The 15666-nt window shown below is 55.8% G+C and carries 10 protein-coding genes and 1 pseudogene; 2 read left to right on the forward strand and 9 right to left on the reverse strand.

The window, feature by feature from the left end; translation table 11 throughout:
* The 7 genes and pseudogenes from lpdA to sdhC form a co-directional block, all read right to left on the reverse strand.
* A pseudogene (lpdA, locus tag B3M52_RS05840) lies at positions 1-1145 on the reverse strand (dihydrolipoyl dehydrogenase); the annotation flags it as partial.
* 35 nt (positions 1146-1180) lie between these two features.
* A complete protein-coding gene (odhB, locus tag B3M52_RS05845) occupies positions 1181-2431 on the reverse strand; it encodes a 2-oxoglutarate dehydrogenase complex dihydrolipoyllysine-residue succinyltransferase (RefSeq protein ID WP_075196837.1) in 1251 nt (416 codons plus the stop codon).
* 25 nt (positions 2432-2456) lie between these two features.
* Positions 2457-5294, reverse strand: coding sequence for a 2-oxoglutarate dehydrogenase E1 component (locus tag B3M52_RS05850; RefSeq protein ID WP_075196930.1), 2838 nt, complete (start codon positions 5292-5294; stop codon positions 2457-2459).
* A gap of 307 nt (positions 5295-5601) precedes the next feature.
* Positions 5602-6306: a succinate dehydrogenase iron-sulfur subunit gene (locus B3M52_RS05855; protein ID WP_036208067.1), complete on the reverse strand. Its 705-nt coding sequence runs from the start codon at positions 6304-6306 to the stop codon at positions 5602-5604.
* Positions 6307-6319: 13 nt separating this feature from the next.
* Positions 6320-8092 (reverse strand): succinate dehydrogenase flavoprotein subunit, encoded by a 1773-nt coding sequence (gene sdhA, locus B3M52_RS05860; RefSeq protein WP_075196838.1) that lies wholly within the window; start codon positions 8090-8092, stop codon positions 6320-6322.
* A gap of 3 nt (positions 8093-8095) precedes the next feature.
* Positions 8096-8440, reverse strand: coding sequence for a succinate dehydrogenase, hydrophobic membrane anchor protein (gene sdhD, locus B3M52_RS05865; protein ID WP_036208073.1), 345 nt, complete (start codon positions 8438-8440; stop codon positions 8096-8098).
* The gene (sdhC, locus tag B3M52_RS05870; RefSeq protein WP_036208076.1) at positions 8434-8808 is read right to left on the reverse strand and encodes a succinate dehydrogenase, cytochrome b556 subunit; all 375 of its coding nucleotides are present in this window, start codon (positions 8806-8808) and stop codon (positions 8434-8436) included. Before sdhC ends, sdhD begins: the two co-directional genes overlap by 7 nt.
* A gap of 458 nt (positions 8809-9266) precedes the next feature.
* Between sdhC and gltA the strand changes: the two genes are divergently transcribed.
* Positions 9267-10541, forward strand: a complete 1275-nt coding sequence (gene gltA / locus B3M52_RS05875) for a citrate synthase (protein WP_036208079.1) — start codon at positions 9267-9269, stop codon at positions 10539-10541.
* A gap of 66 nt (positions 10542-10607) precedes the next feature.
* The gene (locus B3M52_RS05880; RefSeq protein ID WP_323808218.1) at positions 10608-11534 is read left to right on the forward strand and encodes an NAD(P)-dependent oxidoreductase; all 927 of its coding nucleotides are present in this window, start codon (positions 10608-10610) and stop codon (positions 11532-11534) included.
* A gap of 61 nt (positions 11535-11595) precedes the next feature.
* Here B3M52_RS05880 and topA read toward each other — a convergent pair whose 3' ends face one another.
* The gene (gene topA, locus B3M52_RS05885) at positions 11596-14232 is read right to left on the reverse strand and encodes a type I DNA topoisomerase (RefSeq protein ID WP_075196840.1); all 2637 of its coding nucleotides are present in this window, start codon (positions 14230-14232) and stop codon (positions 11596-11598) included.
* 247 nt (positions 14233-14479) lie between these two features.
* A complete protein-coding gene (fadA, locus tag B3M52_RS05890) occupies positions 14480-15655 on the reverse strand; it encodes an acetyl-CoA C-acyltransferase FadA (RefSeq protein ID WP_036208088.1) in 1176 nt (391 codons plus the stop codon).
* Positions 15656-15666 lie beyond the last annotated feature (11 nt).

Consider the following 15666-nt stretch of genomic DNA (forward strand, 5'->3'; position numbering starts at 1 on the left):
CTCCTCACCTTCCGCTTTCATCTCCTGCTCGGTCTTCCCGACCCAGGCAACTTCCGGCGACGTGTAGATCACGTTCGGGATGCAGTCGTAGTTAACCTGCGGCTTGTGCCCGGCAATACGCTCAGCAACCATAGNNCCATAACGCCTTCTTCGGACGCCTTGTGGGCCAGCATCGGACCACGAACCACGTCACCAACCGCCCAGACACCGGGCGCTTCGGTTTTACAGTTGTCATCCACGAAGATGAAACCGCGTTCGTCCAACTTAACACCGGAGTCTTCAGACAGCAGGTTATCGGTATATGGGCGACGGCCAACGGCGACGATCAGCTTGTCAAACTTGGCTTCCTGCTTACCCTTCGAATCTTCATAGGTCACATTAACCAGTTTGCGCTTGACTTCCGCACCGGTCATACGTGCGCCCAGCACAACGTTAAGCCCCTGCTTCTGGAACTGTTTCAGTGCATCCTTGGCAACCTGCTGGTCAACGACTGGCAGGAAGGTGTCAACCGCTTCAAGTACTGTTACCTCTGCCCCCAGGCGAGCCCATACGCTGCCCAGTTCGAGACCGATAACACCTGCCCCGATAACGCCGAGACGCTTGGGAACCTCAGTGAATTCCAGAGCGCCCTCAGAGTCCACGATGTGCGTGCCATCGAACGGCGCAGGTGGAATCTGGATGGGACGTGAACCCGTGGCGATAATCACGTTCTCCGCCTCGTAGGTTTTTTTCTTGCCATCCTTGTCGGTCACTTCCACGTTACGGTTGGCCAACAGTTTCCCGTGGCCATAGATCGGTGTAACGCCGTTAGACTTGAACAGGCCGCCGATGCCACCGGTCAACTGGTCCACGATGCCTTCTTTGCGCTTCATCATCTTGGCGATGTCGAAGCCGACTTCCTTGGCGATAATGCCCTGCTCGGCAAAATCGTGGCTGGCTTCCTCATATTTATGGGAAATCTCCAGCAACGCCTTGGATGGAATGCAGCCCACATTCAGGCAGGTACCGCCTAGACGGTTCTTGCCTTCTTTATCGGTCCAGGACTCGATGCACGCGGTTTTCAGGCCCAGCTGAGCCGCTTTGATGGCGGCAACATAGCCGCCCGGGCCAGCGCCAATGACGATTACGTCGTACTTGTCAGACATGTTTTATCCCGTTTTCCAATTCGTTAAGTGTCAGCTCAGACGTCCAGCAGAATGCGCGCTGGGTCTTCAAGCATTTCCTTGATAGCCACCAGGAACTGCACTGCTTCCTTGCCATCGATCATGCGGTGGTCGTAGGAAAGCGCCAGATACATCATCGGCTGAATCTCGACCTTGCCGTTCACTGCCATCGGACGCTCCTGGATCTTGTGCATACCCAGAATGGCCGTCTGTGGCGGGTTGAGGATCGGCGTGGAGATCAGTGAACCGAAGATACCACCGTTGGTGATGGTAAAGGTGCCACCGGTCATATCCTCGATACCGAGCTTGCCGTCTTTGGCCTTGGTTCCGTACTCGACGATCTTCTTCTCAATGTCGGCCAGGCCGAGCGCGTCGGTGTCACGAACCACAGGCACAACGAGGCCGCGATCACTTGACACAGCGATACCGATATCCTGGTAACCATGGTAAACCATGTCGTTACCGTCGATGGAGGCGTTAACCGCAGGGAAGCGTTTCAGCGCTTCGGTCGCTGCCTTGGTAAAGAAGGACATGAAACCGAGCTTGACCCCATGACGCTTCTCGAAGCTTTCCTTGTATTGCTTGCGCAGCTCCATGACCGGCCCCATGTTCACTTCGTTGAACGTGGTGAGCATGGCCGCGGTCTGCTGAGCATTGACCAGTCGTTTCGCGATACTGGCACGCAGACGCGTCATGGGAACCCGCTTCTCCGGACGCTCGCCGGAACCAACATCCACCTGCGGCATATCGCCCGCCGGCTTCGACGCAGGAGTTGAGGAAGACCCTGAAGATTTACCAGCATCTATATGATTCTGAACATCTTCTTTTGTTACGCGACCGTCTTTCCCGGTACCTTCGACGGCGTCTGGATCAACACTATTCTCTTCCGCCAGCTTCCGCGCTGCCGGGCTGAGGATGGCTTCGCCAGATGACTTGGCTGGTGCTTCGGAGGACTTTTCCGAAGTCGCGTCGGGCTTACTTTCTTCTTTCTTGCTGTCATCTTTGGCTGCAGGCTTGGAATCACCAGCCGCGCCTTCCTTGAACTTACCGACGACTTCACCACTTTCTACGGTGTCGCCTTCGCCCTTGAGTACTTCCTCGATAACACCATCCGCCGGAGCTACCACCTCGAGTACGACCTTGTCGGTTTCAATATCGACAATCAGTTCGTCACGTGAACAGGCTTCGCCAGGCTGCTTATGCCAGGTCGCGACTGTCCCTTCTGCGACCGACTCTGGGAATACGGGGGCTTTTATTTCAGTTGACATCTCGGATCCTTAGTTCGGTAGCTCGTCAGATTTCAAACGCGTCGTTAACCAGTTTTTTCTGCTCTTCAATGTGAACCGACATATGGCCACAAGCCGGAGCAGCGGAGGCGTCACGACCGGCATACTGAAGATACAGCTTGGGATTATGACGATGCAGCGCATTACGCATATGATGCTGGCTGCAATACCAGGCCCCCTGGTTCATGGGCTCTTCCTGGCACCAGACCACGTGCTTGAGCTTGCTGTGCTGGCTCAGGAGCTCGTCCAGATCGTCACCCGGGAATGGGTATAGCTGTTCGATACGAACAATAGCAACGTCATCCCGCTCGTCCGCTTTCTTGCGCTCCAACAGGTCGAAGTAGACCTTACCGCTGCACAGAATCAGACGAGTGACCCTTTTCGGGTCGGAGGGTTCTTTCTCCGGCAGTACCGTCTTGAAGGTACCCGATGTCAGGTCGTCCAGTTCCGAGGTAGCTTCCTTATGACGCAACAGGCTCTTTGGCGTAATCGCAACCAAAGGTTTACGCAGCGGACGTTTGACCTGACGACGCAGCATGTGGAACACCTGGGATGGCGTGGTTGGCACGCAAACCTGGATGTTGTGTTCCGCGGACAACTGCAGGAAACGCTCCAGCCTTGCCGAACTGTGCTCCGGACCCTGGCCTTCATAGCCATGTGGCAACAGCAGCGTGAGGCCGCACAGACGCCCCCACTTGTGCTCACCACTGGTCAGGAACTGGTCAATCACCACCTGGGCGCCATTGGCGAAGTCACCAAACTGGGCTTCCCAGACCACAAGACCATTGGGTGCCGTGGTGGAATAACCATACTCGAACGCCATCACCGCCTCTTCTGAGAGCAGTGAGTCGTAGATTTCAAACTTCGGCTGGTTCTCGGCAATGTGCTCCAGCGCAATATGGTGGGCACCGTCCTTCTGGTTGTGCAGTACCGCATGGCGGTGAGAGAAGGTGCCGCGACCAACGTCCTGGCCGGTAATCCGGATGGGATGCCCTTCGTTCAGAAGCGTGGCGTAGGCCATCACTTCACCGTAGCCCCAGTTGATCGGTAGCGCGCCGGCGGTCATTTTTTCCCGGTCGCTGACAATCTTGGACACCTGGCGTTGAACACTGAAGCCTTCCGGCACGTGAGTCAGTTTCTTACCCAGTTTCTGGATCGTCTTGAGGGCGACACTGGATTTGCACTTGGCAGTCCACTCATGCCCCAGGTACGGCGTCCAGTCGACATACAGATCCTTGTTGGGCTCCTTGACCAGGGACTTGACCACGTGGTCGCCCTTATCCAACTCGTCCCGGTAGTCCAGTTCGATCTGTTTGGCTTCGTCCTCAGTGATCACACCGTCAGCAATTAGTTTTTCCGCATAGAGGTTGCGGGTGGTTGTCAGCTTGCGAATCTTTTCGTACATCACCGGCTGTGTTGCGGCCGGCTCATCTGCCTCATTGTGTCCGCGGCGGCGATAGCACACCAGATCGATCACCACATCGTTCTTGAACTCGTGGCGGTAATCCATGGCCATCTGGGTCACGAACATGACCGCCTCGGGATCGTCCGCGTTCACGTGCAGGATCGGGGCTTGAATCATCTTGGCCACATCGGTGCAGTATTCCGTGGAACGGGCATCTTCCTGCTTGCTGGTGGTAAAACCGACCTGGTTGTTGATGACGATATGAATAGTACCGCCAACACCATAGCCCCGGGTCTGGGACATCTGGAAGGTTTCCATAACCACACCCTGCCCGGCGAACGCTGCGTCACCGTGCATGATGATGGGCACACACTGGGTGCCGTTAGGGTCGTTGCGCCGGGTCTGGCGGGCACGGACTGAGCCTTCAACCACCGGAGACACGATCTCAAGGTGCGACGGGTTAAACGCCAGGGCAAGGTGGATTTCGCCACCTTCGGTCATCACGTTGGAAGAGAAACCCTGGTGGTATTTAACGTCACCAGAACCGGAGTCAGCGAGTTTCTTGCCTTCAAACTCGTCAAACAGTTCTTTCGGGTTCTTGCCGAGTGTATTAACCAGAACATTCAACCTGCCCCGGTGGGCCATGCCCAACACGATTTCCTTCGCGCCGTAGCTGCCTGCCCGCTGGATCAGCTCATCCAGACAGGGAATCAGGCTCTCGCCACCTTCAAGCCCAAACCGTTTTACGCCCGGATAGCGGGAACCCAGATACTTTTCGAGGCCTTCCGCTGCGGTTAACCGTTCCAGCAAATGCTTACGGGTTCCAGACTCGTAGTTGGGACGCGAGCGTACCGGCTCCATGCGTTGCTGGAACCAGCGCTTGATACGAGTGTCCACAACGTGCATATATTCCGCACCGATGCTTTCACAGTACGTCTGCCGAAGACCACCAACGATGTCCCGAAGCTTCATTGTCTCGGAGCCAAAGTTCAGCGAGCCGGTCTGAAACTCGAGGTCGTAGTCCGCTTCCGATAGTTCGTGAAAGGATGGATCGAGATCTTCAACCTGTGGACGGTTCCATACACCGAGGGGATCCAGCTTTGCTTCCTGGTGGCCACGAAAACGGAAGGCATTGATCAACTGGAGGACACGGATCTGCTTTTTGTCGGCATCAACCGTTGCACTGGCAGGCACGCCGCTGCTGGCTAGAAAGCGCTGGTTACGGGATATGTGTTCAAACTGCTGGCGGATGGACGAATGATCTATATCACGGCCTTTGTAGCCATCCACACTGGGAAGTTTATCGAAATAGCTGCGCCATTCTTCGGGAACGGCATTGGGGTCTGTCAGGTAGGTTTCGAAAAGCTGTTCAACATAGGCGAGATTCCCTCCTTGTAGGTGGGAAGTCTGCCACAACTGCTCCATTATGCTTTCGTGCATTTTGAATAGCTCACCTTGGGCTGGTGCGGGGAGCTGGCTATGGTCGGCCAGGGGTATATCTGAGTCAATACGGGTTTTTACGGGATCGACTTTGGCCACCACATCCAACAAGGATGTTTTCCGTTCCCCGGTGGTTATTATACTCAGCAATCCGTCAGGAACCTTTTAAGCTCCCGTGACGGCCTGCGTAGTGTGCACCCTGCTAAGACTTTTGACTATAAGCCTTTGGTTGAAGGGCCCGCGTCGTTGCGGGCCCTTCCGGGTGCGAGCCTTGTCAGCACAGTATAGCGTTTGTTTCAGATTCTGCTTACGTCGCCCGCTGAAGCAGAAGGTTCCGAATGTGGCCGATCGCCCGTGTTGGGTTAAGGCCTTTCGGACAAACGCTGACACAGTTCATGATGCCCCGACAGCGGAATACGCTGAACGGATCATCCAGATTGGCAAGACGCTCCTCCTGTGCAGTATCCCGGCTGTCGGCCAGGAACCGGTAGGCTTGCAGCAATCCGGCCGGGCCAACGAACTTGTCCGGATTCCACCAGAATGAGGGGCAAGCCGTGGAACAGCAGGCACAGAGAATACACTCGTACAGGCCGTCCAGCTTTTCCCGGTCTTCCGGTGACTGGTAACGCTCAATGGCGGGCGCCGGATTGTCGTTGACCAGGTACGGCATAACCTTCTCGTACTGCTTGTAGAACAGGCTCATGTCCACAACCAGGTCACGAATCACCGGCAGGCCCGGAAGTGGGCGAACAACCAGCTTGTTGTTCTTGAGCACTTCCGACAGCGGCGTGATGCAGGCAAGACCGTTCTTGCCATTCATGTTCATACCATCGGACCCACAGACGCCTTCCCGACAGGAACGGCGATAGGCCATTGAGGGGTCTTGCTCCTTGACCAGGTTAAGGACATCCAGAACCATCAGGTCCTTTCCTTCCGGTATATCCAGCTCTACGTCCTGCATATAGGGCGCATTGTCGGTTTCCGGGTTGTAGCGGTACAGGCTTACTAACATTGCACAATCCCCCTTAGTAAGTCCGGATCTTCGGCTGGAATGTATCCACCGTTTTCGGAGCGAAGTTTACATCACGCTTTCCAACACGCTTGTCCAGCGGGAAGTACAGCGAATGCTTCAGCCAGTTTTCATCATCACGCTCGGTAAAGTCGTTACGGGCATGAGCACCGCGACTTTCCTTGCGCTCGTAGGCTGAAACAGCCGTTGCAAGTGCAACTTCATAAAGGTTATCAAGCTCAAGGGCTTCGATACGCGCGGTGTTGAAGGCATTGCTGGTATCCGCGAGCCTGGTATTGCGTACGCGCTTACCAATCGCTTCCAGCTTCTCAAGACCTTCTTCCATGCTCTTGCCGTCACGGAACACACCGAAGTAAAGCTGCATGCAGTTCTGCAGATCCTTGCGCACTTCGGCAACGCTCTCGCCTTCCGAGGCGCTGTTCAGGCGATCAAGGCGCGCCATCGCGTTCTTGATGTCTTCCTCACTGGCGCCGTCCACCTCAAAGCCGCCGCGAAGCTGCTCTTCAATGTGCAAGCCAGCGGCACGGCCGAAGACGACCAGATCCAGCAGGGAGTTACCGCCAAGACGGTTGGCACCATGAACGGACACACAAGCTGCTTCACCGCAGGCAAACAACCCGGGAATGGGCGTGTCGTTACCGCTCTCATCCTGAGTCAGGGCCTGACCACCTACGTTGGTGGGAATCCCGCCCATCATGTAGTGACAGGTTGGCACAACCGGCACCGGCTCTTTAACCGGGTCCACGTGCGCAAAGGTGCGTGAAAGCTCACAAATACCCGGCAGGCGCAGGTTCAGTGTTTCTTCACCAAGGTGGTCCAGCTTCAATAGAACGTGATCCTTGTCCGGACCGCATCCACGGCCTTCCAGGATCTCAATCACCATGGAGCGGGCAACCACGTCGCGACCAGCCAGGTCTTTGGCGTTCGGAGCGTAACGCTCCATGAAACGTTCACCCTCGGAATTGATCAGGTAACCGCCCTCACCTCGACAACCTTCTGTTACCAGAGTACCGGCGCCATGAATGCCCGTGGGGTGGAACTGCCACATCTCCATGTCCTGCATCGGGAAACCGGCACGGAGCGCCATACCAATACCGTCGCCGGTATTGATCAGGGCGTTGGTGGTGGAGGCGTAGATACGACCTGCACCGCCAGTGGCAAGAACGGTTGCCTTGGACTTGATGTAAGCCACTTCGCCAGTCTCGATTTCGATGGCGACGACACCAACCACTTCGTTTTTACTGTTCTTCACCAGATCAACGGCGTACCACTCGTTCAGGAAGGTGGTTCCGCCCTTGAGGTTCGCCTGATAGAGCGTGTGCAGGAGCGCGTGACCGGTACGGTCCGCAGCAGCACAGGTACGCGCTGCCTGGGCAGGATTGTCCGGCCCCTTGGACTGACCACCAAACGGACGCTGATAAATACGGCCCTGCTCGGTACGGGAGAACGGCAGCCCCATGTGTTCCAGCTCGAACACAGCCTGCGGGCCCACGGAACACATGTACTCAATCGCGTCCTGGTCACCGATATAGTCGGAACCCTTGACGGTGTCGTACATGTGCCAGCGCCAGTCATCATTGGGGTCGGCACTGGCGATGGCGCAGGTAATACCGCCCTGGGCAGATACAGTGTGGGAACGGGTCGGAAATACCTTGGTGATACATGCGGTATTGACGCCGGATTCTGTCAGCTGAAGGGCGGCACGCATACCGGCACCGCCGCCACCGATAACAATCGCGTCATAAGACATGGTCTTGATATTAGCCATTAATTAAAGCCCCCAAAGAATCTGAATGCCCCAGACCAAATACACGAACATGGCCAGACCGCAAAGTGCCTGTACCAGGAAGCGCGGCAGGGTCGCCTTGATGTAATCCGTTGTCACTGTCCAGAGCCCAACCCAGGCGTGCGCGCCGATTGAGAGCAGTGCAAGCAGGGTGAAGATGCGGAACCAGGTCTGGTCGAAAAGCGCCGACCAGCTGTCGTAATTAACGTCAGTGGTCAGAATGAACCCGAAAAGAAAAACTGTATACAGAGCAAGCACGTAGGCGGTAACTCGCTGGATCATCCAGTCGAAAACACCGCTACGTCCGAGATTCGTGACGCTGTTTACCATACCCAGACTCCTGCCAGAAGGATGAGAATAACGGAGATGACGACTGTGGCTTTCGCCGCGAGCCGGCCACTTTCCAGCTCTTCGCCGATGCCCATATCCATCAGCAGGTGCTTAATACCCGCAACCAGGTGGTACAGCAAGGCAGACAGAATGCCCCAGGTAATCAGCTTCGCAAGGAAGCTGTCCAGCAAGCCACTAACCCGACTGAAGCCTTCTTCCCCGGAAAGGGAAAGCTGAAGCCCGTACAACATGAAAGCAACACCCACAAAAATGATGATGCCACTGACGCGATGCAGTATGGACGTGATGGCTGGCAGCGGAAAATGAAACTTGCCGAGATCGAGATTTACTGGTCGTTTGCTATTCACAGCGCTCTCACACTCTCTCTTGGTTCCGCGGGGCCGGAAAAAACCGGATGCGGATGGTTGGTATGTAAGGATCGGTATGCTGAACGGATCCGGCACACGATATGTTCAGGAGGGAGAAAAACCGGCATGCGCTCTTTTGATATCTGACGCTGCGGCCTGTTATATCCCCGATTCCGGGCTACGGATTATAAGGAGTACCCTTTTCAATTACAAACGCGCAACTCTGTCAGGGCCCGTTAAATCAGGCCCTGGGACTCGCTATAAAGAGGATTGACAAAATCAATTAAACCTCGAAAGCAGCCGTATTCCGGATTTCCCTGATTTACAGCAGGCGTCAAATAATGGGTTTTATTGCCTCTTCCATTGACAAAAAAAGCCAACGCCCTATATTTTGCCGCCAGTTTTGCGATAATACGCGCCTTCTAGCGCTTCCAAATGCTGATAAATAGGAGAGCACCATGACCGACAGGAAAGCCACGCTTTCGGTGGGTGACAAGTCCATTGAGCTACCGGTTTACTCAGGCACCGTCGGCCCTGACGTCATTGACGTGAGAAGCCTCGTCCAGGAAGGCGTCTTTACGTACGACCCTGGATTTGTATCCACCGCAGCCTGCGAATCCCAGATCACCTACATCGACGGAGCCAAGGGCGTTCTCCTGCACCGAGGCTACCCAATCGAGGAATTGGCAGAAAACTCCGACTACTTGGAAGTCTGCTACCTCCTGCTTAACGGCGAGCTTCCGACAGCGGAAGAGAACAAGCGCTTCCATGACACCATCAAAAACCACACGATGTTGCACGACCAGATGCGCAACTTCTTCCAGGGTTTCCGCCGTGATGCGCATCCGATGGCCATTATGTGCGGCGTCGTTGGAGCCCTGTCGGCGTTCTATCACGACCAGATGGATGTCACCAACGTCGAGCAGCGTGAAATCACTGCTCACCGACTGATCGCTAAAATGCCGACCATTGCGGCCTGGTGTTACAAGTACAGCATTGGTCAGCCGTTCATGTATCCCCGCAACGACCTGACCTATTCTGAGAATTTCCTGCAGATGATGTTTGGTGTTCCCTGCGAGGAATACAAGCCAAACCCGATCCTCGCCAAGGCGATGGACAAGATTTTCATCCTGCATGCCGATCACGAACAGAACGCGTCCACCTCAACCGTTCGCCTGGCCGGCTCAACCGGCGCCAACCCCTACGCGTGTATTGCCTCCGGTATTGCAGCGCTGTGGGGCCCTGCACACGGCGGTGCCAACGAAGCAGTTCTGGACATGCTCGCGGAAATCGGGGACGAGTCCAACATCGAGAAATTCATCGCCAAGGCGAAGGACAAGGACGACCCATTCCGCCTGATGGGCTTTGGTCACCGGGTCTACAAGAACTTTGACCCGCGCGCCAAGGTAATGGCCGAAACTGCGCATGAAGTTCTGACTGAGCTCGGCCTGGAAAACGACCCTCTCCTGAAGATCGCACAGCGTCTCGAGAAGATTGCCCTTGAAGACGAGTATTTCGTCCAGCGCAAACTCTACCCGAACGTGGACTTCTACTCCGGCCTGATCCTCAAGGCGATCGGCATTCCGACGTCCATGTTTACGGTTATATTCGCCCTTTCGCGGACCATTGGCTGGTTCTCACACTGGAACGAAATGGTCAGCGGCGACTACCGCATTGGCCGGCCGAGACAGCTCTACACAGGCTCCGAAGCAAGAAGCTACCCCAAGAAGTAGCTCCCGGATAGCCGAAATCGAAAGGCCGCTGCATCAGCGGCCTTTTTTGTGCCCTCACATTCTGCAATGATTGATGCCTACTTCGCGCTAACACCAACCACGTCTGGAGAAACAGTGATGAACGTAACTGCCGCATTTATCGGTCTCGGCGTAATGGGCTATCCAATGGCCGGCCACCTGGCAAACGCCGGCCTTACAGTCCAGGTATGGAACCGCACTCACGCCAAAGCAGAGAGCTGGGCGAGCCAGTATAAAGGCAAGGCCTGCGACTCTATCGCCGCCGCCGTTGCTGACGCAGACTTCGTATTTACCTGTGTGGGTGCCGATGTAGATCTGGAAAAAGTCTATGAAGGCCCTGAGGGCATCATTGCCAACGCCAAGCCCGGCGCCGTGCTGGTCGACCATACAACCGCTTCGGCAGGCATTGCAGAGCAACTGGGCCAGCTTGCCAGCGCCCGCAACCTTGAGTTCATTGACGCCCCGGTATCCGGTGGTCAGCAGGGTGCGGAAAACGGCCAGCTTACCATTATGTGTGGCGGGGAGGCCGACCCTTTTTCGCAAGCGAAACCGCTGATGGAGCATTACGCCAAAGCCCTGAACCACATGGGACCGATCGGCAGCGGCCAGAAGACGAAGATGGTCAACCAGATCGCCATCGCCGGACTGGTTCAGGGCCTCTCGGAAGCCCTTCACTTTGCCGAACAGGCGGAACTGGATGTCCGCAAGGTCGTCGACGTGATCTCAAAAGGAGCAGCTCAATCGTGGCAGATGGAAAATCGCTCAGGCACCATGATTGATGGGGAGTTCGAGCACGGCTTCGCTGTCAACTGGATGCGCAAGGATCTGGCAATCTGCCTCGAAGAGGCACGAAAAAACGGCTCAAGGATTCCGGTCGCCGCACTCGTTGACCAGTTCTATGGAGATGTTCAGCAGATGGGGGGAAGCCGCTGGGATACGTCTTCACTGATACAACGGCTGCGCAAGAAACCCTGAGGTTCGCTTTCAAACAACTGGCAGGATAGGTGTCGAGCCCAACCTGCCAGTCATCTTATAGTCACTTCTCTTTCGGCTGCCATTTGCCGTTCACAAACCACGCAGACCAGCCTGTCGCTTTGCCGTCCTTTTCCGACATCACATACTGCTCCTTGCTCTTCCGGCTGTAACGGATGACCGTCGGATTACCTTCCGGGTCACGCTCCGGAGCATCCATCAAGTAACCGTACTTGGGATCAATTTCCTTGCGGTGAGGTTTGATCTCCATAACCAGTGGCGGACGCGTCTCCCGATTCTTGGGAAACTTGCTGGCAGCCAGGAACAATCCGGAAGCGCCATCACGCAGCACATAGGTGTCTTCAACCTTCTGGCACTGCAACTCAGGCATCGGCACCGGATCCATCTTGGGAGGCGCAGGCTCGCCGCTTTTCAGCAGCTTGCGTGTGTTCTTGCATCCGGTGTTGGTACAGCCGAAGTATTTCCCAAAACGCCCGGTTTTAAGCTGCATTTCGGAGCCGCACTTGTCGCACTCCAGGGTTGGACCTTCATAACCCTTGATTCGGAACGTACCCTTCTCCACTTCGTAGCCGGAACAATCCGGATTGTTACCGCACACATGGAGCTTGCGACCTTCGTCCACCAGGTAACTGTCCATGGCCGTTCCGCATTTCGGGCAACGCCGCTTCTTGCGGAGCAGACGGGTTTCACCTTCGCCATCGACATCTTCGTCCGCGCTGACAACCTCGTCACCGGACACCAGGTTGATGGTCGTTTTGCACCGTTCTTTAGGCGGCAGGGAGTACCCTGAGCATCCCAGGAAAACGCCGGTACTGGCCACGCGAATCTGCATGGGGCGACTGCAGGTTGGGCACGGAATGTCAGTCTCGGTCGGGGTATTCGCCCGCATGCTTCCGTCTTCGCCACTCTCGGCGGTTTCCAGTTGCTGACGGAAACGACCGTAGAAATCATTGAGCACCTTTTTCCAGTCCACCTCGCCACCGGCGATGTCATCCAGCTCACCTTCCATTTTGGCGGTGAAGTCAAAGTCCATCAGGTTCGGAAAGGATTCCGACAACCGTTCGGTGACGATCTCGCCCATTTTTTCAGCGTAGAAACGGCGATTCTGCAAACGGACGTAGCCGCGATCCTGAATGGTGGAGATAATCGATGCGTAGGTGGATGGCCGCCCAATGCCCTGCTTCTCCAGCTCCTTGACCAGGCTTGCCTCGGTATAACGCGGCGACGGCTTGGTGAAATGCTGGCTGGGATCGAGCTTCTTCAGTGTCAGGGTTTCGTCAACCTTGATGTCAGGAAGCGCGATATCTTCATCTTTCTTGGCCGACTGGGGCGCCACTTTGAGGAAACCCTCAAACTTGATGATCCGCCCCCGCGTACGAAGCTCGTAATCACCGTTGGCAACCACAATGGACGTGCTCAGGAATTCAGCATCAGCCATCTGGCAGGCAATAAACTGGCGCCAGATCAAGTCGTAGAGCTTCTCAGCATCTTTCTCCAGGCCGCTTATATCGGCCGGCCTACGACTCACATCGGTCGGACGGATGGCCTCGTGGGCCTCCTGGGCGCCCTCTTTGCTACCGTAAACCCTTGGTTTCTCCGGCAGGAATTTATCACCGAACTGCTTTTTGACAAATTCGCGGCAACCGCTCACGGCGTCCTGGCTCAGGTTGGTCGAGTCGGTACGCATGTAGGTAATGAAGCCGGCTTCATAGAGGCGCTGGGCCAGCATCATGGTTTTCTTGACGCTGAACCCCATCCGGTTGCTGGCCGCCTGCTGCAGCGTGGACGTAATAAAGGGGGCGGAGGGACGTGAGCGTGTCGGCTTGTCCTCTCGTTTGGCCACCTTGAACGTGCCATCTTTCAGGCGGTCAACATGTTCGACACTCTGTTTCTCACTGACTGGACGATAGGCTTTATCGTCGTATCGGGTCACTTCAAAACGAACGGGCTGCTCGGCCTGCTTCGAAGCCAGGTCAGCATGCAACTGCCAAAACTCTTCGGGAATGAACTTGCGGATTTCCCTTTCGCGTTCGACGATAAGCCGGACTGCAACCGACTGAACCCGACCGGCCGAAAGGCCGCGTGCTATCTTGGCCCACAGCAATGGCGATACCATATAGCCGACGACCCGGTCGAGGAATCGACGCGCCTGCTGCGCGTTAACGCGGTTGTTATCGAGATTCCCCGGATCCTTGAAGGCCTCCTGGATGGCACGCTTGGTTATCTCATTGAACACCACGCGGCGATATTTTTCGGGTTCGCCCCCAATGGTCTGCTGGAGGTGCCAGGCGATCGCCTCCCCCTCACGGTCCAAATCCGTCGCGAGATAGATATGATCGGCGGACTTTGCCAACCGCTTGAGTTCGCTGACAACCTTTTCCTTGCCGGGCAGTATCTCGTATCGGGCGCTCCAGTCCTGGTCAGGATCTACCCCCATGCGGGCAACCAGTTGCTCCCTGGACTTCCGTTTCTTGTGAACCACCTTCTCTTCCGGGCTCATCTTGCGGGTCAACGCGGCCTGCCTGGCACGTTCTTTCGGATCTGACGTTGAGCCGCTACCGCTGACCGGAAGGTCGCGAATGTGCCCGACGCTGGACTTCACAATGAAGTCGGACCCCAGGTATTTGTTGATGGTCTTCGCTTTCGCTGGCGACTCGACAATAACGAGGCTTTTACCCATATCGGAGATCTGTGTCCTTGGCGATAATCGGTTAAAAAATCAGCAAACCGGAAACTCGCTGTAAAATCAGTCGGCTAGAAAACAGTCCATAGCCGCCACAAGTGTATAGGTGCATTGTTTTACAGGGTCAAGAAAAGCAAGACAACCCATTCTTTTATTTCCAGGCGCCTTTTTCTCCAGTCAGAGACAGGAAAGCCCGGCGTTTGCCGGGCCTCCTGAGACAGCGTTACTGATTCTGCTCAATGAATCAGAGACGCTCCCATACCGTTGCAATGCCCTGCCCCAGGCCGATACACATGGTGGAAACACCAAGCTTACCGCCTTTGGCCTGCATGACATTCAGCAGGGTTGTAGAGATACGTGCACCGGAACAACCCAGCGGATGCCCAAGGGCAATCGCGCCACCATTCAGGTTTACTTTCTCTTCCATTACACCCAACAGCTTCAGGTCTTTCAGGACCGGCAGGGACTGACCCGCAAAGGCTTCGTTCAGTTCCCAGAAGTCGATATCTTCGACTTTCAGGCCTGCGCGCTTCAACGCCTTCTTGGTGGCCGGAACCGGGCCGTAACCCATGATCGCGGGATCACAACCGGCAACAGCCATGCTGCGAATCCTGGCAACCGGCTTCAGGCCCAGAGCTTCAGCACGCTCTGCGGACATCAGCACCATGGCTGCGGCACCGTCAGTCAGCTGCGAGGACGTACCTGCAGTCACTGTACCGTTTTTCGGATCGAACGCCGGCTTCAGCTGACCCAGCGATTCAGCGGTGGTTTCGGGACGAATGGTCTCGTCTTCCTCGATCAGCACTTTAAAGCCGTTCTCATCATGGCCTTCAATCGGAACGATTTCGTTCTTGAAGCGGCCTTCCTGAGTGGCTTCATGCGCCAGGCGATGTGAACGTGCGCCAAACTCGTCCTGCTGCTCACGGGTGATGCCGTGCATCTTGGCGAGCATTTCTGCGGTCAGGCCCATCATATTGGACGCTTTGGCAGAGTACTTGGACGCAGCCGGGTTGTGGTCAAAACCGTCGGTCATGGGAATGTGACCCATGTGCTCAACACCACCCACGAAGAACACATCGCCGTTGCCAGTCTGGATCGCCTGGGCGGCGGTGTGGATCGCGCTCATGGCAGAACCACACAGACGGTTCACGGTTTGCGCAGCAGACTCATGAGGGATGCGGGTCAGCAATGAAATCTGACGCGCCACGTTGAAGCCCTGCTCTTTGGTCTGATTTACACAGCCCCAGATCACATCTTCAACTTCTTTCGGGTCGAGCTTCGGGTTGCGCTCAAACAGTGCTTCGATAAGCGCAGCCGACAGGGTCTCCGCACGAACATTGCGGAAGCAGCCGTTTTTGGCACGCCCCATCGGAGTCCGCACGCAATCGACGACGACAACGTCTCTCGGATTAAGGCTCATAGATCTTTCTC

The sequence above is a fragment of the Marinobacter sp. UBA2688 genome, from assembly GCF_002352785.1.
Classification (GTDB): Bacteria; Pseudomonadota; Gammaproteobacteria; order Pseudomonadales; family Oleiphilaceae; genus Marinobacter; species Marinobacter salarius.

What these genes read in the sequence shown, in the direction of transcription:
- odhB (WP_075196837.1), bottom strand. Translation starts at nt 2,431, where the DNA reads ATGTCAACTGAAATAAAAGCCCCCGTATTCCCAGAGTCGGTCGCAGAA.
- B3M52_RS05850 (WP_075196930.1), bottom strand. Translation starts at nt 5,294, where the DNA reads ATGCACGAAAGCATAATGGAGCAGTTGTGGCAGACTTCCCACCTACAA.
- B3M52_RS05855 (WP_036208067.1), bottom strand. Translation starts at nt 6,306, where the DNA reads ATGTTAGTAAGCCTGTACCGCTACAACCCGGAAACCGACAATGCGCCC.
- sdhA (WP_075196838.1), bottom strand. Translation starts at nt 8,092, where the DNA reads ATGGCTAATATCAAGACCATGTCTTATGACGCGATTGTTATCGGTGGC.
- sdhD (WP_036208073.1), bottom strand. Translation starts at nt 8,440, where the DNA reads ATGGTAAACAGCGTCACGAATCTCGGACGTAGCGGTGTTTTCGACTGG.
- gltA (WP_036208079.1), top strand. Translation starts at nt 9,267, where the DNA reads ATGACCGACAGGAAAGCCACGCTTTCGGTGGGTGACAAGTCCATTGAG.
- B3M52_RS05880 (WP_323808218.1), top strand. Translation starts at nt 10,608, where the DNA reads ATGATTGATGCCTACTTCGCGCTAACACCAACCACGTCTGGAGAAACA.
- topA (WP_075196840.1), bottom strand. Translation starts at nt 14,232, where the DNA reads ATGGGTAAAAGCCTCGTTATTGTCGAGTCGCCAGCGAAAGCGAAGACC.
- fadA (WP_036208088.1), bottom strand. Translation starts at nt 15,655, where the DNA reads ATGAGCCTTAATCCGAGAGACGTTGTCGTCGTCGATTGCGTGCGGACT.